The following is a 17,578-nucleotide window of genomic DNA, read 5'->3' on the forward strand; positions in this document are numbered from 1 at the left end:
TGAATATCTGGATGATTATCTGCCTTGGAATCCTCTTGTAAAAGAATTCTGTCGATAACCGTTGACCTTTTAGTATAAAAGGCTGACGGTTATTTTTCTATACACTGTTTTATTTGACGTTTACTTCCCGTGGGCCGCCATGCCTTTAACTGCTGGGAATGACAGAAAGAAAGCAGCGGCCTTGATTTCTCAAAACCGCCACCAGTGAATATAAATTAAGCGTGAAAATGGGTCTGCCCAGCAGCGGTTTTTTTCTTTTCTGCCGCTGGGCAGATGTTTTTTCTTTAGATACATGATAAGAGGAATTTTTGAAGATTCCATAAAGATTTGAAAAATGGACGGACATAAAAGACGTCCATTACACTATCGGAAAATCAGCAAGGAAGTTTCATAGTAACCTTTGCGCCGCCGGTTTCTTTTGAATTTTCTAAAATAAGCTGACCATTATGTTGTTCCATAATCGAATTTGTAATATATAGACCCATACCAAAGTGTAACTTTGAATTGCGGCTTTGATCGCCCATATAGAACCGTTCCTGTGCGTGGCATAATGCCTCTTTAGAAAACCCCGTTCCCTCGTCTGTGACTGAAATTTCCACGAAACCGTTGTTACTCTGAACATCCACATAAAGCGTTCCGCCTTGCGGGGCGTAGTCCAGCCCATTACTGATAACATTCATAATAGCACGTTCTATCAGCACCCTATCAAATTTCAGCATTTGAGGGAGTGAAACAGTATTCATTTGCAGCCGGATTTCTTTTGTCCGGCATAGTGATTCCATATAACCGAACAAGTGCTGCATGAACGCTGGCAAGTCTATACTTTCAATATGGAGCTGATAACCAACCGCCGCCCGTGATATATCAATCAGGGTTTGAATATATGACTGCATCTGGCCGGAGCTTTCCACGACGTAACCAGCGTATAATCGTTGCTCATCATCAAGATTTGTTTCTGTGAGTAAATCAGCATTTCCTTGAATAACCGTCAGAGGCGTTTTCAAATCATGGGCAAGCGCGGCGATTTGCTCTTTCTGTGTCTGTTCGGTTTTCCATTGCCGTTCTAACGAAATTTTCAGATTATCTTTCATATCTGAAAAAGATGCAAGGACATCTTCAAACTCTTTGATTTTGGCGTGTCCTACTTCAAAATCAAGGTTTTGCTTTGAAACCTCCGCAGTTGCTTCAAAAAGCGGGGTCAGTTGTGTACGCAGGTTCTTAGCAAATCTGGCGGTCAGTATGATAATGACCAGCAGCGAATTTACAGCCATCAGGATAAACGCAAGCGTGTCAGGAGATGGAAAATATTCCGGTAGCCATGACACTGTAAATTGAGAACCAATATAATACCTTAAAACGCAAAATTCGTTTTCCCGGACAACAAGTGCAAACTGCCTCCCCGTAGCATATTCAATATATTCTCCCTTTGCGTACAGCAGGGCAATTTCTTTTTCATCATCGTCCATATTGCTGTAAAGCTCATTAAAGTTCTTGTCCAGAATTAAGTAGCCGCATCCCTGTGGAATCACAACCTTTGTAATATCCGGGGCAATCGTCAGCGTTGGAATGATCTCTTTTACCTGCAATTCACTTAGATTTGCTCTTGTAGCTAATCCAGCATTTACAGCAAGTCCCTCCAAACCAGAAGGGACAATAATTGCCGCTACCAGCATGACAATGAGGGAGATAGCAAACTGGCGAAACAATATTTTCAATGTAGGTTTCTTTTTCACTCCCATTTATATCCTATCCCCCATAGGGTGCTGATCGGACTTATTTTGAAATGCTCCAATTTCGCACGAATATTTTTTATATGCGTTGAGATCGTAGAGTTATCGCCTATTCCATCAAACCCGAAAACGGCTTCATAGATTTGTTCTTTTGTAAAAACCTGTCCCCGGTTTTTCGCAAGGTATTCACAGATTGAATACTCGCTTTTGGTAAGGGGAACCGGCTGTTCTGAAACATACAGTACCTTTGCGGAAAGGTCAAATCTTATATCAGGCTCAAATGAAAGTGTGCTGTGATGCTCCCTTTTTTCTCTGCGTAAATGTGCCGCGACACGGGCGCGAAGCTCCTGAATACGAAAAGGTTTCGTAATATAATCATCCGCACCGATGCCCAATCCAAACAATATATCTTCCTCTAATGTCTTTGCGGTCAGAAAGAGAATCGGGCAGTCTACCATATTCCTGATCTGTTTGCAAAACTCAAACCCGTCTGTGCCAGGCATCATCACATCCAAAAGAATGAGGTCATAGAAATGCAGCTTTTTGATGTCTACATCATCCGCATTTTGACAGACTGTTATCAAATATCCATCTTTCCCCAAACTGTTCTTAATCAATTCCAAGATAGAAACTTCATCGTCAACTACAAGTAAGTGGGTCAAAAAATCACCTCCTGCCCCATTATACCACATTGTCGAGGTTACTCATCATTATTTTTAATGTCAGCTTTCCGATATTCATTGTTGATATTTACAGCTACGGCATTGCTTATATCCACATCCACAATACTGTAAACGTAGCCGAAACTGAAATCTTCCCCCGCCACATTTTTGAAGCGTTTCGATACCTGCCCGATTTCTTCTTGCAGTTCTGACATTTCAAGACATTCATCCGTTATGGTATATGTCAGGCCGTTATATGAAATTTCATCATAGTTTGCGGTGTTCAGCTCATAATACGGCAGAGATTCATTTAACGCCTTATTTATATCGGCGGTATCGCGGAACGCACCGCAGGCCGATAAGCATATAAGACTTACAAGCACAATTACCACGGCAAACAGGCACTTTTTATTCACTGTTTTTACCTCCCTCCCAACCATGAAACCAAACCAAACTGGCAATCAGCAGACAAACAGTGCAGCATACAGAAATAATCATACCGCTGAAAAAATCGGTTTTTACCTGTGCATACAGTTGGGGGCTATCCCATGCAAGCACAGTGTAATCCATAGCACGAACGCCCCAGGCCCAGGGAATATATTTCCATGTAGCGTCACCAAGCCCTGTTATCATAAGGGCAGCTATTAAACTCCCTGCAATTCCCAATCCCATAGATGCACCTTTTCCGAAGCTCATTCCCACAAACAAATGAATCAGGTAAATGGGAAGCATGGTAATCAACAATAGAATCCCTGCTTTCAGGTAAAGGCTTGCCGGAGCATCCCTATATAGTGCAGCGAATGTTCCTAACGCTAAAAATGTTGCGCCAAAAGCACAGATCATCAGAAAACCAAGTTTACCAATATACGTTGCCATGCGAGATGGGATTGTTCCCAACAAAAGCTGATAATGCCCGGCCTGATTTTCAATCTGAACAACCAGGCCCACAATAATGCCGATCAGAAACGGGAACGCAACGGCCAGCACTTCCAGATAGGCACTGATTTTGGTTGCCAGTTCCCATCTGGATATATGATAGTAACCCGCAAAAATCGCCGCACATATAATCGGAATCATGCTGTGCATATAGAGCAAAATGCTATGTTTACACTTCTGATATTCTGCTTTCCAGCAGCGAACCACAGATACCATAGTTACCCCACCTCCTTTTTCTCAAACCATCTTGCAGTTAAAAATGACAGCGCCGCAAACCAGGCCAGCGAAATGACCAATACAAGTATAATCATCCAAAATGCCATTGCCGTACTCTGATCTGCAACCGGCTCACCATTAGGCAAAATACCTAACACGGAAATCATAAGATGCGGCACCCAGCTATACGGGCAGATCATCCACAAAGAGGTTGTAGCCGTGAAAATCCCTAAAACGCTTCCAAGTCCGGCATTAAGAATAACCGTGACAAAGATACCAACTTTTTTTGATAACCATAAGCACAGCGGAACTTCCCATAGGCTTGCAATGACAATACAAGCTGTTCCGGCCGCAGCCTGCCAAATTCCGATTGTCAGGGGAATTTCGTTGATAACTAATATTGCAAAACCGCCCAACAGATTTAGCGCCAGGAAAATGAAATTCCCCACACAGGAGTAAATACCGGCCACTCCAATTTTTGCTTTCCAGACTTTGTTCTGCGAAACAGGCAATGAAGCAACGGCACGATATTTTAGTTTGCCATTATCCCGCTGTTCAATCAAGGCACAGGTGAGCGTAAGGAATCCAGGATAAAGCAGGATATACCACCAATTATAAGAATTGAGCTGGAACCAAAGAGGGGCAAAAAAGTTCATAAGCGCAGTTACAAACGGGGCCAGAACGATCAGCGTTTTTGTGAAAGTTCTCTTATGCTTTAGGTTCTCTGCCTGAATATATGCCATCTCCATTTAATATCCCTCCTTATCATTTCTGCGAATAACATCCATAAAGAGTTGTTCCAAATCTTCACCGGCGCGAAGCTCTCCCTCATATCCAAGGACGCCGCCAGCAATGATACCCACATGATCTGCAATCTGCTGGACTTCTGACAGAATATGGCTGGACAAAATAACTGTAATCCCTTTGCAGGGAAAAGAGCGAATTAACTCTCGAAGTTCCTCAATCCCTAAAGGGTCAAGGCCGTTAGTCGGTTCATCCAGAATCAAAAGCTGGGGACTGTTCAGCAATGCAATAGCAATACCAAGCCGCTGCTTCATACCAAGAGAAAACTGCCCGGCCCGTTTCTTGCCGGTATTCGTGAGCTGGACAATTTGCAATACCTCGTTAATTCGTGCATCGTCCAGGCCGAGCAATGTAGTTCTGACTTTGAGATTTTCGTATGCAGTCAGATTTTCGTAAAGCGGGGGCATCTCAATCAAAGCACCGATATGCTCCAGATCATTCCGCTTCCACGGGTGGCCGTCAAACTCGATGCTTCCCGATGTGGGGCGCAAAATGCCGGTGAGCATTTTTAAGATCGTGGATTTGCCAGCTCCATTCGGCCCCAGCAGACCATAAACCGAGTTGCGCCGGATGTTCAGTGACACATTGTTTACCGCCATTTGCCCCTTGAAATTTTTGCAGAGGTCAGTCGTTTTCAAAATCATATCCATATAATCAAGTCCTTTCTTTGATTTTACGGATAGCATACCGGGCAATTTTGAAGATTTCATAAAGATTCCCGAAAACAGAATATGAACAATACACCTTAACCGTGGAGCATATCGCAACAAAGCACCAACCTACGCATTTAGGGCCTTAAAAAGCCCTATATTTCAAGGTTTTTCCCGCATAGTCGGCGGGGTATGTGAGTGTTTTATCCTATCCCCGTCAATACTGGGTTCTAAATGCGTAGGAACAGGCAAAAAGAAAAGACGCCGGACGCAAGCGGCCACATGGCCGCCGCGCCCGGCGTCTGCTGTTATTTATTCGTTCTCGTCTGTGAAATAGAATTTCTGGCTGTCATAGTCAGAATCCGTCATACGTTTCAGCTTGGAAAGGGTCTGCTGGGCCAGCGTCCACATATCCCCGTCCATACCCGGCATGGCTGCGGTGATCTTGCCTATCGTCCTGCGTCGGTCTGCGTTGTGGTACATACAGATCAAATTTTCTTCTTCCACGGTAAAGTGCATCATTCCTCATACCTCCAATTCATTTTTCTTGGTTCTGGCCGCCGCCTTTTTCGGGCTGGTGGCCTGTTTGCTGTCGGCAAGCTGCTTGCGGATAGATGGCCGGGGCTTGCGAATACTCACATCACGGCGCTCATCTTTGTTAATCATTGGAAAACTTCAGAAACAGTCTCAAGAGGTAAGACGCATACAGCAGGATATCCAGATGTTCAGTCTTTTGCAAAGGTGTATCATAAGTCGGAAAAGCTCATTCAGGAATACAATGAAGAATTAAGGGAATGGGAAAATAGGACGCAACAGAAACAAGAGAAACCGTTGGAACAGCCGAAAAAAGTGAGTGTACTGGAAAAGCTGTACCGCTATCAGCAGGAAGGCAGACAGCAGCCGAAACGATCAGTTAAGAAAAAATCAATAGATAGAGAACGATAAGAATGGTGAAATAGACAATGAAGAAAACAATATTTGAAGAAATGGGCGGTACTTATGTCAGACACGGGGATTATTTTATCCCCTGTCTTACCTTGCCGGAGGAAGAACAGAGATTTATTGGCGTATGGGGACAAAGACATTTACGTTATCTGAAAGAATATCGTAGAGGTGTATATCTGAATCTGCTTACAAGTGGAAGGTTGAATGATTATTTGGCCGATATAGAAGAACAGGCACAGGAACGCTTTGAAAGGGTTGTAGAGCAGATGGCAGAGAGTGAAGGTATTACCAAACGACTTAAAGCAACTGATCAGGTGGCTTGGGTAGGAGAAATGAATAATATTTGGAGTAGAGCAAGAGCGGTTGTGAACGCTGAATTGATTTATAACTAAAAGAGAAGAGACTTTGGATAAATGCTTGACTGTAAACCTTGTTTATAGCTTATTCTTAAGATAAAATAGAGTTGCTTGAAAGGAGTGCATAACATGAAAATAAAAGACGTAGAAGAACGAACAGGTTTATCCCGTTCTAATGTTCGTTTTTATGAAAAGGAAAAACTCATTGAGCCTGCAAGAAACGAAAGTAATGGTTATAGAGAATATTCAGAAAATGATGTGGAAAATATAAAGAAGATTGCATATCTACGTACATTAGGAATTTCTATTGAGGATATACGAAGCATTATATCTGGAAAAGTAACATTGCAGGAAACGCTTGAGAGGCAGAATGAAATATTAAATAGTCAGATTACTGATTTGAATAAGGCAAAACGCATGTGCGAAAAAATGTTGGGTGAAGAAAGTATTAGTTATGAAAAATTACAGGTAGAACAATATGTAACAGAGTTGCAGGATTATTGGAAAGATAATCAAACTGTTTTCAAACTGGATTCAGTTAGCTTTTTGTATATATGGGGAGGTATGCTTACTTGGATAACGATTACCGTACTATGCTTGATTATTGGGACATTGTCTTATTCTAAGCTGCCGACAGAAATTCCGGTACAATGGAGTAAAGGTGTGGCAACATCTTTGGTGAATAAAAATTGGATTTTTATTTGTCCGGTTATCTGTATTATAATCCGTTATTTATTAAAACCTTTTATCTATGCCAAATTACAGATGAATAATTATTATGGAGAAATTATAACAGAGTATTTGACAAATTATATGTGTTTTATTGTATTGTCAGTAGAAATTTTCTCAATACTTTTTACTTTCGGAGTGGTAAAAAGTGTTGTTGTACTTTTATTTGTGAACACGGCAGTCTTTATGGGATTGTTAGTAGTCGGATTGACGAAAATGGATTTGAGAGGAAAAGAAATTTTATGATTCAGATTTCAAATTTAACTAAAAATATGGTGAAACAGTCGTTTTTCGAACTTAAACTATACATTTGAAAATACTTGTATTTATGGACTTGTTGGAAGAAATGGAGTTGGAAAGACTACCCTTTTGAATATACTTTCGAATTATGATAAAAATTATACGGGAGTAATTTCTATTGACGGAGAAAAAATGAACAAGGTTGATTATCTTGATATGCCGGTTGCCTATGCAATGGATGATCTTCGTCACTCTCATGCTAGCTTACTGATTTCCAAACTGGGGGCACAGCCTAATCTGGTAGCGGACAGACTGGGACATGAAAAGATTCAGACAACGTTATCTACATATTCTCATTTGTATCCAGACCAGTCACGAAAGCTGGCAGATCAGTTGGAGAAGTTAGCGGAAGCGGATGAAAATTAATGGAAGGAGCAGAAAGTATGCCAGGACAACACAGCAATTCAACAATAGCGTTTCGTCCTACGCAATGGGAACGGGCAATGATTGAAGAACGGGTAAAAGCCAGTGGGTTGTATAAGAAAGATTTTATTGCAAGAAGCTGTATCTATTCCAATATTGTTGTAGTGGGAACAAAACAGCGGGTACGGTACCTTGTAGAAGAATTACGAGAAACATAGATAGTTATGAAAGAGATCACCGAGCAGATTCTGTCCGGTGATTTCCCTATGTCTGGGGAAAGCTACAAGGAGCTGAAAGAAGATTATCTGGCGTTTGTGATTACAATGGTGGATATTCTGAATGGAGCTGCGTATTTATTTGAAAAGAAGCCGGATTCCGATAACAGGCATTGGAAAGAACAGCAGGAGATTCAGCAGTATTGTGAAGCACTTGGAAAGGAGATTGGTGGAAAAGAAAAACAGGGCAGGAAAGGGATGTAACGGATAAAAATGTAGTTGTGCAAAGACCAGATAATAGATATAATATAGAAAAGAAGGTGAGAAAATGCAGGTATTAAATCTGGAAGAAAAGAATACAGAGCGTATGGAGGCTATTAACAAATTTACGTTAATGGATGATACCTTTATGACGCAGGTTTTTTCAGGCGATTTAGAATGTGCAGAAGAGCTTTTGAAAATAATATTAAAGAGAAATGATTTATCTGTGATAAAATCGGTTACACAGTTGACAATAGGAAATCTGTTTGGACGATCTGTGAGACTTGATATCTATGCCAATGATGCTACAGGAAAACAGTATGATATTGAAGTACAGCAGGATGACAGTGGAGCTGTTCCTGAACGAGCCAGACTTAACAGTGCATTATTTGATTCAAGGCTTACCACATCAGGAGAAAAATATAAAGAAATGCCGGAGACATACATTATCTTTATTACATCTAATGATGTTTTAAAGGGAGGACTTCCGGTATATACAATAGAAAGAACCATACAGGAAACAGGAGAACTGTTCGGAGACAAAGCACATATTGTTTATGTAAATGGTTCTTATAGAGGAAATGATGAAGTCGGATGGCTGATGCACGATTTTAACTGTAAAGATTATCGTGAGATGCACAATCCTAAGATTGCAGAAAGAGTCAGATATTTTAAGGAAGAACCGAAAGGAGTGACTGAAATGTGTGAAACGATGCAGAAAATTGTAGACAGAGAGCGTGATGACGCTGATGTTAAGGCAAGAATGGATATAGCACTGAATTTGTGGTCAGAAGGAGAACATGATCTTGATAAGATCTCAAGAACTACAAAATTGTCAATAGAGCAGGTTCGGAGAGCGATAACGGTTGTTCAGCCGGCTTGATGTCAAAGTATATCAACTGTGTAATTTACAAGATATTTTGATATAAAATTGTCATGGTTAGGATTGTTAGTTGGAATTTTAGCATGCTGCTCTGTCATATATTCTCAAAAGATTAAAGGTAACTTTCAACTGAAATTTGCATTATCTGGAGGTACGATTATGGCAAACGGTGGAATGGTTTATGAGTATTGTGTAACAAAGTAGCTTCATAAAGGCAAAAGCGTATTGTGGTTTATACGACCGGCAATACGCTTTTGCTGTATAATAGGATAAGAAAATTGTTATACGGAAAGGATAAGAAAATGAAGGAACAGAATCATCCGAATGTGATTAAAATTCGAAATGCACATGTTCATAACCTGAAACATATTAATGTGGATATTCCACTAAATAAGATTGTGGGAATTGCCGGAGTATCCGGTTCCGGGAAGTCATCTCTTGCACTTGGAGTGCTGTATGCGGAAGGCTCACGGAGATATCTGGATGCGTTATCGACTTATACCAGACGCAGAATGACGCAGGCTCCGAGAGCGCAGGTGGACGAGGTGCTGCATATTCCAGCGGCACTGGCATTACACCAAAGACCGGGGGTTCCGGGAATCCGAAGTATATTTGGAACCGGATCGGAACTGTTAAACACATTACGACGGATGTTTTCAAGACTTGCAAATCACAGTTCAAAACTTTATAATTCTAAGGAATCTTCAGCATCTACCCACATCTGCAAATTTTCATCAAGATATAACCTTGCATATTCTAATGGCTCATCAATTGCAAGCGATGTCAAAGCACAATCAGATCCAGGTGTGGTTTTTAAATTCTTTTCTGCTTCCCAGCAGTCAATGCGGAGCATATATCCCGCACAGGTATAAACATCAATGCTGTTGCAGTGTGGATTGTATTCTGCAAATATTGTTCTCATCGTATCCCATCTCCTTATTATTCAATCAATCATTAATTGTAAAAATTAAGAAGCATTTCAATCAGTTCACCATGTCAGTTTTATTTTGTGTTATACTGTTTTATAGATTTTTCTTGCCCTTGTATTTTCCCTTATCAGAGTCCGTAAACACTGGTGGGACGATATAACACAAGGGAAACAATAAGGGAAAGCTCACCTGTGACAAATCCAGTGTTTTCAAGGGCTTACAGAGAATTTAATAACAAAATATAACAGTTATTAAATCTCTTAAAACAGGTGAAATCTCAATCGGAATTTATCAGAAAATGAGGAATAGTTGAAATGGAGGCGCTATAATAACATGAAGATTGAAGGGAACCAGAAAGAACTGGATGCAATGGTAGAATTTCATAAGGGAAACCGTGTCGAGGGACTGAGACTGCAAGAAGAATTTGCAGCGGAATTTCGTAAGGAGTATAAAGACAAAGATCACTGTCCTTGCCTGAAAGTCTGTCGTTATCACGGAAACTGTAAGGAATGTGTAGCAATCCACAGAGCGCATCAGGAACATGTTCCTAATTGTATGCGACCATTGATTAATAAAAAATTGAAATTGATGTCAGAATTAACAGAGCATACCTTGGCAAATGAAATAGAAGCTCCACATGAGATTTTAAGAAAATAGGCAAGTTAAATTCAAGTTTGACGGAGTAATAAATATGAAAATCCGAGAAGTGAATGAGAATAAAAAGCAATTTATAGCATTATTGTTATTAGCTGATGAGCAGGAAAATATGATTGATCACTATCTTGAAAAAGGTACTATGTATGTACTTGAAGATGGTAATGTAAAAGCTGAATGTGTCGTTACTGATGAAGATAATGGAATACTTGAAATTAAAAATATTGCAGTTGATCCTCAGAATCAAGGACAGGGCTATGGGAAAGCATTGATTGACTTCCTTTCAAGTAAATATGCAGATGAATATTCTATTTTGCAGGTTGGAACAGGTGACAGCCCGTTGACCGTACCGTTTTATGAAAAATGCGGATTTGTCCGATCTCACAATATTCCGAATTTCTTTACGGACAATTATGACCACCCAATTTATGAGTGTGGTGTACAGTTAATAGATATGGTATATTTGCAAAGATGTTTATAACTTCCAGTTTTTGAAACTGAGAAATCGTAATTGATGGGGGTAGTGTGAATTATGAAAAAGATTGTATGTGCAATGCTATGTATTCTGCTTGTATTTAGTTTGAGTGCTTGTGGTGGAAGTGTTAATGAAGTAAACACGCATAATGTAGAATCTGAAATATATTCTGAAGAGGATATTGCAGCTGCTATTGACACCATAAAAAAAGAGTTTAAGAGCAACTGGAATGGATATACTCTTACAGAAATTTATTATGCAGGGGATGACAGCTCTAAAGACCATCAAGATTGGGCAGATAGGAACAATGCAGATGAAGTCATTGTTTTGCTATCTTCATTCGATATTGATTCATCTGGAGGAGATGGTTCTCTGAATCCAAATAGTACATACAATGATTGGAAGTGGATTTTAGTTAGAACAAATGGCGGACAATGGCAACATGTTGACCATGGATATTAAAATAAATTCCAGTTTTTGAAACAGAGAAATCGGTAGTTATGGATGTGAAAAATGTATTTCACAGACGAAAAAGACTATATTATGCGAATGATAAAAGAAATGGTAAGAGTATTATTTTCTTTAATGTTTGGGAAAAAGTATGTTTCTGTTGAACTTGAAAAAGAAAATAAATATGAAGTATCAGGGAAAAATTTGAAAGATTTTCTTGATATGATTGATTCTGGGAAAATTAACGAAGCAGAGAATATACTTTTAGATAGCATTGATTATACAGACAGAAATGAGGTAATGGCAGCAGCTCTTTTCTACCAATACCTTAGTGAGAAGGATAGTGAGTTTTTGAAAAATAATAATTATACAAAAGAAGAAGTGATGTCTGGTTTTAAGCAATTACTTATGCAGTCAGGATATACTGATTTGCTATGTTTGGTCAAAGCTGAAGAGTAATGTAGAAAATTCAAAGAGATAAGAGTGATTGGCTGAAAGGAGAAATTGTATTATATGTTCTATATTGTTTTTGACTTTATGATGGCAGTGATTATGTTTTTGTTTGGAATGTGGTTTTATAAATCAGAAGGAAAAGCTGCTAAATTCTTGTCGGGTTATAATATGAAATCAGCGGATGAACGAAAGAAATACGATGAGAATGCTATGTGTAAGGCATATGGAAAAAGAATGATGTTTATGTCAGTTCCTTTTATTATTGGAATAATCATAGATATCCAATATCAAGGAATAGGCTGTTGGATCGCATGGGGGATATGGCTTATTATGTTTGTTTTGTTGCTTATTGATAGACATAAAAGAGAATGTTAAATTCCAGTTTTTGAAACTGAGGAATTTGAATTTGGAGGATTGAATTATGTGGAATGAATTAGGCATAAGCGGAGGAACCGCAATTGTTATTTTGATAGCACTATATTTTGTCATTAAGTGGGCTGTGAAGAATGGTGTGAAAGAAGCATATAAGGATATTACCGGAAAGAAACCTGTTGAAGATGAAAAAAATGAAAAAGAGCTAGAAGGACTGGTAAATGATTCACAAGACGCAAAAATTTAATATGAAATCTGAACGTAGAGCGTATAGAGAAATCTATGCGTTCTATTTTTTTGCTTATTTTTGAAAAAAGTGATTAAAAAACTATTGACATTTTGTTACTGGCAGTTGAACTATATGAGTATTGTAGGTGGATAAACATATATTGTACATTATGAAGAAGGTAATAGGTGAAGAACATGGGAAATGATATCGTCTTATTTATGGATGGAAATATACAATTAGAAGTACCAGTATCTCGAGATGGAGAATCGGTATGGCTGTCTGCGAATCAAATGGCAGTTTTGTTTGATAAGGATGAAACTAATATTAGAAAGCATATAAATAATGTTTTTAGATCTTCAGAAGTTGATAAAAATAACAACACGCAAAAAATGCGTGTTGATGGAGTAAAACAGTCGGTTGCATTTTATTCTTTAGATGTGATTCTGGCAGTTGGATACAGAGTCAATTCACAAAGAGGTATAGCTTTTAGAAAATGGGCAAATAATGTTCTTAAACAGTTTATTTTGAAAGGCTATGCAATCAATGAAAAGCGTCTTCAGGCGCTTAAGAAAACAGTTGATATTCAGTCAAGGATGCTTGCAGATGCACTTGATATAGAGGAGAAAGATGTGCTCAGAGCTGTGAATGAATACACAGATGCATTGATTCTTCTAGATCAATATGACCACCAGACATTAAGTAAGCCAGAGGGAAGTGCTCCGGTATACCGCATTACTTATGAAGAGTGTGTTCAGATGGTTGGTCAGATGAAGGATTCTTTTGAAACAGATGTATTTGGTGTAGAAAAAGAGGCTGGTAAGGTAGAAGGGATTATTGCTGCTGTTTACCAGAGTGTATTTGGACAGGATGCGTATCCATCATTGGAAGAGAAAGCGGCGAATTTATTGTATTTTATGATAAAAGATCATCCATACGCAGATGGCTGTAAAAGAATTGCAGCATCACTGTTCCTGGAATTTTTAGACAAGAACAATGCGTTGTTCTTGGATGGAGAGAAGAGACTCAGTGATGGAACGTTAGTAGCAATAACGTTAATGATTGCTGAATCAAAACCAGAAGAAAAAGATGTGATGGTAAAACTGATAATGAATCTATTGAAATTATAGTGGCATTGCATCGTTTTTATATTACAACAGTATATGATGAGATGAACCAACCTTGTGCCCACTGGGCACGAAGTTGGCACAGTCACTACGGTGTCAGGAGAAATCCTGGCATCTTTTTTATGTCTTTTTACACTTCAAAAAATAATCTTAAAAAATTTCTAAAATCATGTCCGATTTTGTCGCTCCCAATACAGAGTATATGGAAGGCAAATTGAAAATCCTCTGATTTCCAAAAATCACAAACGTAAAAGAGGTTCAGACAGTTCTTCCGATTGCACCTTGACAATTGAAGGAGCTGATACATCTTGAGGAACATGCTTACCGGAGATAATCCGGCTCGTGAAGGCGAAGACTCCTACGGGAAGAGCGAAGCAATAATGATACCACCGAAAGGTACAGGACCTCTGCTGAAACAGAGACTGTGACTGTATTTTTACAGCCGGGTTATCTGGAATGATAACGATCAGATGTATATGTACAGACAAAGCCCAAATGCGAATACTTAGATTTTCTTATTTATATTATAGGAGAAATCCTGTAGTAAGTGGGGAATGGTTCGACTCCATTCCTCATTTTTTCGTGCAGAAAATGCATAGATTATTATCCTGTTTGAAATACCGGGGAAAGGTGTTGCAGGAAGAAAGGGAGGACAAGAAGCATGAATACGATTGTTTTAATAGGTAGACTTGCCAGAAATCCAGAAACTAAGCTGGCATCTACGCAAAAGGGACAAACCAAAGTATCCAGGTTTCCACTGGTGGTAAAAAGAAATCGCACCAGCAAAGCATTTGTAGTGATGATCACAGCTTATGGAAATAATGCAGAATTTGTGGAGAAATATCTTGAAAAAGGAATTAAGATTGCTCTCTCCGGAGAGTTAGTAATACATCATTCATCTATTCTGTTTTTTGCTGTTCACTTTTAGAAGTGAAATTAATATATTTGGCACGTTGTAAAATTGAAATAACTGCATCAATGCTTTCTGGATTGGAAAAGCTCATGATAAAAAGCTTAAATTCCGGAGAAATCCATGAAGCAAACTCAAACGCTATATCCGTATGAGCATAAGTACCGCCATATCGTCCCGATTTTGATACGATACCGATTGCATCCGTTGCTTTTATCCACTGTTGTGGTGTCAATGTAAAAGCATTATCTCCAGATTCTGCTTTAAACCTATCGAATTCGATAGGTTTAAAATTGGGATTGTGAATTTGTTCCCACAAGCCCAAAAATGAAATCGTAGAATGATTGCGCATCCAGTTTGCTACCACGATAAAAGCATTGTCTGGATTTTTATATTTTGCAATATCAGTGAGTGAAATGTAAGCATCCTCATTAACAACATCGCCCATCACTCTGATTTCTGTTCCATTTGCATCTATTTTCATGTTTTTCAATCTTGTTTTTCCCCCTTTCTACATTACGGACACTCTCTTTCAAAATAATTTTCTAATTTTTCTTTTCTATTTCTCGCCATATGTAATTGTCACATCAATTTTCGCAACTGAAATTTAACGTTCTCTTTTATGCCTAGCAATAAGCAACAAAACAAACATAATAAACCATATCCCCCATGCAATCAAACAACCAATTCCTTGATATTGGATATCTATGATTATTCCAATAATAAAAGGAACTGACATAAACATCATTCTTTTTCCATATGTGGTACGATTGCATCTATGTTGACATTGGGAAATTGTATTGGTTCTATTACAGGTCCCATTGTATTCTCTAAAATCAAAAATGTTAAAGTGTTTGTATCAGGAGCTGCCGTGTTGAGTTTTGCCGGAATTATTATGTGTTGGAGATTTCCGTCCATATTCGTTTTACACATACTGGTTCTTTATACTGGAATTATGCTTGGAGCGTCAATGCCTATTTTCCTTTCCGCACCGGTTTTGTTAGAAGGACTTGGAACTAAATATGCAGGAAGTGCGGCGGGTGTCATCTCTACATTACAGCTTCTTGGAGCTGTTTTGATTCCAACTTATATCTTAACACCGATTGCGGGAGATAATTATAGTTTGTTGTTTATGCTTGCATCCATATGTATGGTAATTATGTTCCTCTGTGGGCTGTTACTCCCTCAGTTTGGAAACAATCAAAAGTAAGAATCACAAAATAAATGAAAATCTTCCTATGTTGCAATGAAATTGCTGTCGCAAGCCAAATTTCAAGCATAGGAGGATGACCAAATTAAAGTGTTTCGCAGATGAGGCAGGATATTAATAAATAGAGAAGCATATTTTCATCCAGGTAATCCAGTGAAATATGGAGCAGGTCTTCGATTTTTCGTAGCCGGTAGATCAAGGTGTTTCTATGAAGATGAAGCGTCCGGGCAGTCTCCGCTATATTTCTTCCGTTGATAAGATAGCATTTTAAATTATGAATGAGTGTGAGATCCTGCTCCATATGGCTTTGCCACAGGGATAAAACAGCTGGGTGGCAGAAGCCCGGCAAGGAGTTTTTTTCCTTAAGGACACCATATAAAACATGCGGAAAGGCTTCATCAAACCTTTGAATATGTTTTTGAGGCTCCAAAGGGTAAGATTTCATAAGCCTGCATTGTCCATATGCCATGGAAAGCTCCGTGAATCTAAAAAAACGGGTGCTTATATAGACCTTAAGGGAAAGCCGTTTTAGCAAATCCTCCAGTGCGGCATATGATTTTTCATAATCAGGATCAAAATCCCGCCTGCGGCAAACCGCAACAATAGAATGTTCAAAATAGAGGACAACTCCATGAGGCAGAATGTTTTTTATCTGATGAATATAGGCAGACTGACGGGTATCCGAGACGTCAGATTCCGGAAGGGAAAATTGATAAAGATACCAAATATCCTCGTTCGTATAATTTCTGGATTGGAGATAATAAGAGGTAGAAAGCTCATCTGCCGGATATCCCTGTAAAAGCCGTATAACATAATAGTTTTCTTCATCCTGCAAAAGAAAAGGCTGAATCTGGTGATTCATAGCAAGCTCTGTAAAATGAACGACTTCTAATAACAAAGCCTTTTGTGCTTCCGTAAAGGGACCGTTCATATCTGTCGTACCGAATGCTCCAAAGTTTTTTCCCTCAAAATAAAGCGGAGCGGTCAGAGAGTGATGGGATGGATCCTGACGAAAGACGCTGGAGATTAAGCGGTTTCCGCTGTGAATTTCCTGCATAACTCTCTGGTGTTCGTCAGGATATATGGATTCTGTCGGTGTAAAGCCGAAATTGATAACCTCGTCCCAGAGAGTTCCCTCGATTTTTTCCTGAAATTTCCCGGTATAATGCAGCAGCTTTCCGGTTGGAGAAAAAAGGGCAATCGGGTTGCAAAGAAAGGTGGCCGCATAATCAAGCAGATCTGAAACGTCTTTGTTTTCGATAATTATATTTAGGCATTGCTCATACCAGGCATAGTACTTATCAAAAATATCCAGAAACTCACGGAATACCTTATGAAAAGGCTCGTCCGTATATAAGATGGCGGCATGCTCCATCCAGGAAGGGTTTATCTGTCCCTCCTTTGATCCGGTTTTGGTACAGAAAATCAGGAACCGGGGCTTACGTATATCCCATTCCCTATCAAGGAAAGAGCTCTCTTGTGTTAAATACAGAAAATCATTATCGATTATTTCCATGGAATCATCAAGCATGCGGGCATGCCGGAATAATTGATCTAAGCCCGTAGATTTATAAAAAATCCTGTATTTATCAGGAATCCAGTCAAGGATGACAGAAATGCTCATAGATTTCATTGCAAAAAACTCCTTTGGTCATTTTTGACGAAAAAAGACGGTATAAATGAATTATATAACTGATGACGGGAGATGGCAACTGCTTTACT

The 17,578-nt window shown here is 39.1% G+C and carries 24 protein-coding genes and 3 pseudogenes; 16 read left to right on the forward strand and 11 right to left on the reverse strand.

Annotated features, from left to right (window positions below; genetic code table 11):
• Nucleotides 1–374: 374 nt before the first annotated feature.
• The 8 genes from H8716_RS14060 to H8716_RS14095 form a co-directional block, all read right to left on the reverse strand.
• Complete coding sequence (locus H8716_RS14060; protein WP_249309689.1) at nucleotides 375–1,739, reverse strand: sensor histidine kinase; 1,365 nt, start codon at nucleotides 1,737–1,739, stop codon at nucleotides 375–377.
• A complete protein-coding gene (locus H8716_RS14065) occupies nucleotides 1,730–2,392 on the reverse strand; it encodes a response regulator transcription factor (protein ID WP_173701353.1) in 663 nt (220 codons plus the stop codon). Before H8716_RS14065 ends, H8716_RS14060 begins: the two co-directional genes overlap by 10 nt.
• Nucleotides 2,393–2,430: 38 nt before the next feature.
• Complete coding sequence (locus H8716_RS14070; RefSeq protein ID WP_249309690.1) at nucleotides 2,431–2,808, reverse strand: NisI/SpaI family lantibiotic immunity lipoprotein; 378 nt, start codon at nucleotides 2,806–2,808, stop codon at nucleotides 2,431–2,433.
• The gene (locus tag H8716_RS14075; protein WP_025580193.1) at nucleotides 2,801–3,544 is read right to left on the reverse strand and encodes a lantibiotic immunity ABC transporter MutG family permease subunit; all 744 of its coding nucleotides are present in this window, start codon (nucleotides 3,542–3,544) and stop codon (nucleotides 2,801–2,803) included. The genes H8716_RS14070 and H8716_RS14075 overlap by 8 nt, the downstream gene beginning before the upstream one ends.
• 2 nt (nucleotides 3,545–3,546) lie before the next feature.
• The gene (locus tag H8716_RS14080; RefSeq protein WP_008705323.1) at nucleotides 3,547–4,293 is read right to left on the reverse strand and encodes a lantibiotic immunity ABC transporter MutE/EpiE family permease subunit; all 747 of its coding nucleotides are present in this window, start codon (nucleotides 4,291–4,293) and stop codon (nucleotides 3,547–3,549) included.
• Nucleotides 4,294–4,998, reverse strand: coding sequence for a lantibiotic protection ABC transporter ATP-binding protein (locus H8716_RS14085; protein WP_249309740.1), 705 nt, complete (start codon nucleotides 4,996–4,998; stop codon nucleotides 4,294–4,296).
• A 312-nt stretch (nucleotides 4,999–5,310) separates the two neighbouring features.
• The gene (locus tag H8716_RS14090; RefSeq protein WP_128868158.1) at nucleotides 5,311–5,520 is read right to left on the reverse strand and encodes a transposon-transfer assisting family protein; all 210 of its coding nucleotides are present in this window, start codon (nucleotides 5,518–5,520) and stop codon (nucleotides 5,311–5,313) included.
• Between the two features lie 3 nt (nucleotides 5,521–5,523).
• Entirely contained in the window at nucleotides 5,524–5,664 is a 141-nt protein-coding gene (locus tag H8716_RS14095) for a hypothetical protein (protein WP_021651320.1), read from the reverse strand.
• Nucleotides 5,665–5,960: 296 nt separating this feature from the next.
• Here H8716_RS14095 and H8716_RS14100 point away from each other — a divergent pair, with 296 nt between their 5' ends.
• The 7 genes and pseudogenes from H8716_RS14100 to H8716_RS18080 all read left to right on the forward strand — a co-directional run.
• Complete coding sequence (locus H8716_RS14100; protein WP_249309691.1) at nucleotides 5,961–6,335, forward strand: TnpV protein; 375 nt, start codon at nucleotides 5,961–5,963, stop codon at nucleotides 6,333–6,335.
• Between the two features lie 93 nt (nucleotides 6,336–6,428).
• Complete coding sequence (locus H8716_RS14105) at nucleotides 6,429–7,274, forward strand: MerR family transcriptional regulator (RefSeq protein WP_249309692.1); 846 nt, start codon at nucleotides 6,429–6,431, stop codon at nucleotides 7,272–7,274.
• 57 nt (nucleotides 7,275–7,331) lie between these two features.
• A pseudogene (locus tag H8716_RS14110) lies at nucleotides 7,332–7,694 on the forward strand (ATP-binding cassette domain-containing protein); the annotation flags it as partial.
• 17 nt (nucleotides 7,695–7,711) lie between these two features.
• Nucleotides 7,712–7,909 carry a plasmid mobilization protein gene (locus tag H8716_RS14115; protein ID WP_249309693.1) on the forward strand — a complete coding sequence of 66 codons (198 nt, stop codon included), beginning with the start codon at nucleotides 7,712–7,714 and terminating at the stop codon, nucleotides 7,907–7,909.
• A 6-nt stretch (nucleotides 7,910–7,915) separates the two neighbouring features.
• A complete protein-coding gene (locus H8716_RS14120; protein WP_249309694.1) occupies nucleotides 7,916–8,170 on the forward strand; it encodes a hypothetical protein in 255 nt (84 codons plus the stop codon).
• 64 nt (nucleotides 8,171–8,234) lie between these two features.
• Nucleotides 8,235–9,050, forward strand: a complete 816-nt coding sequence (locus H8716_RS14125) for a PD-(D/E)XK nuclease family transposase (protein ID WP_249309695.1) — start codon at nucleotides 8,235–8,237, stop codon at nucleotides 9,048–9,050.
• A 302-nt stretch (nucleotides 9,051–9,352) separates the two neighbouring features.
• Nucleotides 9,353–9,724: pseudogene (locus tag H8716_RS18080) on the forward strand (excinuclease ABC subunit UvrA); the annotation flags it as partial.
• A gap of 11 nt (nucleotides 9,725–9,735) precedes the next feature.
• Here H8716_RS18080 and H8716_RS14135 read toward each other — a convergent pair.
• Nucleotides 9,736–9,972 carry a DUF6061 family protein gene (locus H8716_RS14135; protein WP_249309696.1) on the reverse strand — a complete coding sequence of 79 codons (237 nt, stop codon included), beginning with the start codon at nucleotides 9,970–9,972 and terminating at the stop codon, nucleotides 9,736–9,738.
• 340 nt (nucleotides 9,973–10,312) lie between these two features.
• On the opposite strand from H8716_RS14135, the gene H8716_RS14140 reads away from it, so the two are divergent.
• The 8 genes from H8716_RS14140 to H8716_RS14175 all read left to right on the forward strand — a co-directional run bounded on the left by H8716_RS14140 (nucleotide 10,313) and on the right by H8716_RS14175 (nucleotide 14,664).
• Complete coding sequence (locus H8716_RS14140; RefSeq protein WP_119235664.1) at nucleotides 10,313–10,636, forward strand: LPS biosynthesis protein; 324 nt, start codon at nucleotides 10,313–10,315, stop codon at nucleotides 10,634–10,636.
• A 34-nt stretch (nucleotides 10,637–10,670) separates the two neighbouring features.
• Nucleotides 10,671–11,114: a GNAT family N-acetyltransferase gene (locus H8716_RS14145; protein ID WP_004613236.1), complete on the forward strand. Its 444-nt coding sequence runs from the start codon at nucleotides 10,671–10,673 to the stop codon at nucleotides 11,112–11,114.
• A gap of 51 nt (nucleotides 11,115–11,165) precedes the next feature.
• Nucleotides 11,166–11,570, forward strand: a complete 405-nt coding sequence (locus tag H8716_RS14150; RefSeq protein ID WP_249309697.1) for an LptM family lipoprotein — start codon at nucleotides 11,166–11,168, stop codon at nucleotides 11,568–11,570.
• Nucleotides 11,571–11,621: 51 nt separating this feature from the next.
• Nucleotides 11,622–12,017, forward strand: a complete 396-nt coding sequence (locus tag H8716_RS14155) for a DUF6483 family protein (protein WP_005337294.1) — start codon at nucleotides 11,622–11,624, stop codon at nucleotides 12,015–12,017.
• A gap of 54 nt (nucleotides 12,018–12,071) precedes the next feature.
• Nucleotides 12,072–12,386 (forward strand): DUF3784 domain-containing protein, encoded by a 315-nt coding sequence (locus tag H8716_RS14160; protein WP_249309698.1) that lies wholly within the window; start codon nucleotides 12,072–12,074, stop codon nucleotides 12,384–12,386.
• A 46-nt stretch (nucleotides 12,387–12,432) separates the two neighbouring features.
• Complete coding sequence (locus tag H8716_RS14165) at nucleotides 12,433–12,630, forward strand: DUF6019 family protein (RefSeq protein ID WP_004613229.1); 198 nt, start codon at nucleotides 12,433–12,435, stop codon at nucleotides 12,628–12,630.
• A 176-nt stretch (nucleotides 12,631–12,806) separates the two neighbouring features.
• On the forward strand, nucleotides 12,807–13,739 hold the full coding sequence (rhuM, locus tag H8716_RS14170; protein WP_249309699.1) for a Fic family protein: 933 nt from the start codon (nucleotides 12,807–12,809) through the stop codon (nucleotides 13,737–13,739).
• A gap of 658 nt (nucleotides 13,740–14,397) precedes the next feature.
• Nucleotides 14,398–14,664: a single-stranded DNA-binding protein gene (locus tag H8716_RS14175; protein ID WP_249309700.1), complete on the forward strand. Its 267-nt coding sequence runs from the start codon at nucleotides 14,398–14,400 to the stop codon at nucleotides 14,662–14,664.
• A gap of 73 nt (nucleotides 14,665–14,737) precedes the next feature.
• On the opposite strand, the pseudogene H8716_RS14180 reads toward H8716_RS14175, so the two are convergent.
• Nucleotides 14,738–15,130, reverse strand: a pseudogene (locus H8716_RS14180) (KilA-N domain-containing protein); the annotation flags it as partial.
• A gap of 294 nt (nucleotides 15,131–15,424) precedes the next feature.
• Between H8716_RS14180 and H8716_RS14185 the strand changes: the two are divergent.
• Nucleotides 15,425–15,856: a hypothetical protein gene (locus H8716_RS14185; RefSeq protein ID WP_249309701.1), complete on the forward strand. Its 432-nt coding sequence runs from the start codon at nucleotides 15,425–15,427 to the stop codon at nucleotides 15,854–15,856.
• An 85-nt stretch (nucleotides 15,857–15,941) separates the two neighbouring features.
• Here H8716_RS14185 and H8716_RS14190 read toward each other — a convergent pair whose 3' ends face one another.
• Nucleotides 15,942–17,489: a PucR family transcriptional regulator gene (locus tag H8716_RS14190; RefSeq protein WP_249309702.1), complete on the reverse strand. Its 1,548-nt coding sequence runs from the start codon at nucleotides 17,487–17,489 to the stop codon at nucleotides 15,942–15,944.
• Nucleotides 17,490–17,578 lie beyond the last annotated feature (89 nt).

Source organism: Jingyaoa shaoxingensis (assembly GCF_014385005.1).
GTDB lineage: Bacteria > Bacillota > Clostridia > Lachnospirales > Lachnospiraceae > Marvinbryantia > Marvinbryantia shaoxingensis.

Bases quoted from the DNA above. Each gene is read 5' to 3' on its own strand.
- H8716_RS14165 (WP_004613229.1), top strand. From the start codon at position 12,433: ATGTGGAATGAATTAGGCATAAGCGGAGGAACCGCAATTGTTATTTTG.
- H8716_RS14115 (WP_249309693.1), top strand. From the start codon at position 7,712: ATGCCAGGACAACACAGCAATTCAACAATAGCGTTTCGTCCTACGCAA.
- H8716_RS14100 (WP_249309691.1), top strand. From the start codon at position 5,961: ATGAAGAAAACAATATTTGAAGAAATGGGCGGTACTTATGTCAGACAC.
- H8716_RS14155 (WP_005337294.1), top strand. From the start codon at position 11,622: ATGTATTTCACAGACGAAAAAGACTATATTATGCGAATGATAAAAGAA.
- H8716_RS14190 (WP_249309702.1), bottom strand. From the start codon at position 17,489: ATGAAATCTATGAGCATTTCTGTCATCCTTGACTGGATTCCTGATAAA.
- H8716_RS14060 (WP_249309689.1), bottom strand. From the start codon at position 1,739: ATGGGAGTGAAAAAGAAACCTACATTGAAAATATTGTTTCGCCAGTTT.
- H8716_RS14085 (WP_249309740.1), bottom strand. From the start codon at position 4,998: ATGGATATGATTTTGAAAACGACTGACCTCTGCAAAAATTTCAAGGGG.
- H8716_RS14140 (WP_119235664.1), top strand. From the start codon at position 10,313: ATGAAGATTGAAGGGAACCAGAAAGAACTGGATGCAATGGTAGAATTT.
- H8716_RS14075 (WP_025580193.1), bottom strand. From the start codon at position 3,544: ATGGTATCTGTGGTTCGCTGCTGGAAAGCAGAATATCAGAAGTGTAAA.
- H8716_RS14160 (WP_249309698.1), top strand. From the start codon at position 12,072: ATGTTCTATATTGTTTTTGACTTTATGATGGCAGTGATTATGTTTTTG.
- rhuM (WP_249309699.1), top strand. From the start codon at position 12,807: ATGGGAAATGATATCGTCTTATTTATGGATGGAAATATACAATTAGAA.
- H8716_RS14095 (WP_021651320.1), bottom strand. From the start codon at position 5,664: ATGATTAACAAAGATGAGCGCCGTGATGTGAGTATTCGCAAGCCCCGG.
- H8716_RS14150 (WP_249309697.1), top strand. From the start codon at position 11,166: ATGAAAAAGATTGTATGTGCAATGCTATGTATTCTGCTTGTATTTAGT.
- H8716_RS14185 (WP_249309701.1), top strand. From the start codon at position 15,425: ATGTTGACATTGGGAAATTGTATTGGTTCTATTACAGGTCCCATTGTA.
- H8716_RS14120 (WP_249309694.1), top strand. From the start codon at position 7,916: ATGAAAGAGATCACCGAGCAGATTCTGTCCGGTGATTTCCCTATGTCT.
- H8716_RS14105 (WP_249309692.1), top strand. From the start codon at position 6,429: ATGAAAATAAAAGACGTAGAAGAACGAACAGGTTTATCCCGTTCTAAT.
- H8716_RS14135 (WP_249309696.1), bottom strand. From the start codon at position 9,972: ATGAGAACAATATTTGCAGAATACAATCCACACTGCAACAGCATTGAT.
- H8716_RS14125 (WP_249309695.1), top strand. From the start codon at position 8,235: ATGCAGGTATTAAATCTGGAAGAAAAGAATACAGAGCGTATGGAGGCT.
- H8716_RS14080 (WP_008705323.1), bottom strand. From the start codon at position 4,293: ATGGAGATGGCATATATTCAGGCAGAGAACCTAAAGCATAAGAGAACT.
- H8716_RS14175 (WP_249309700.1), top strand. From the start codon at position 14,398: ATGAATACGATTGTTTTAATAGGTAGACTTGCCAGAAATCCAGAAACT.
- H8716_RS14145 (WP_004613236.1), top strand. From the start codon at position 10,671: ATGAAAATCCGAGAAGTGAATGAGAATAAAAAGCAATTTATAGCATTA.
- H8716_RS14090 (WP_128868158.1), bottom strand. From the start codon at position 5,520: ATGATGCACTTTACCGTGGAAGAAGAAAATTTGATCTGTATGTACCAC.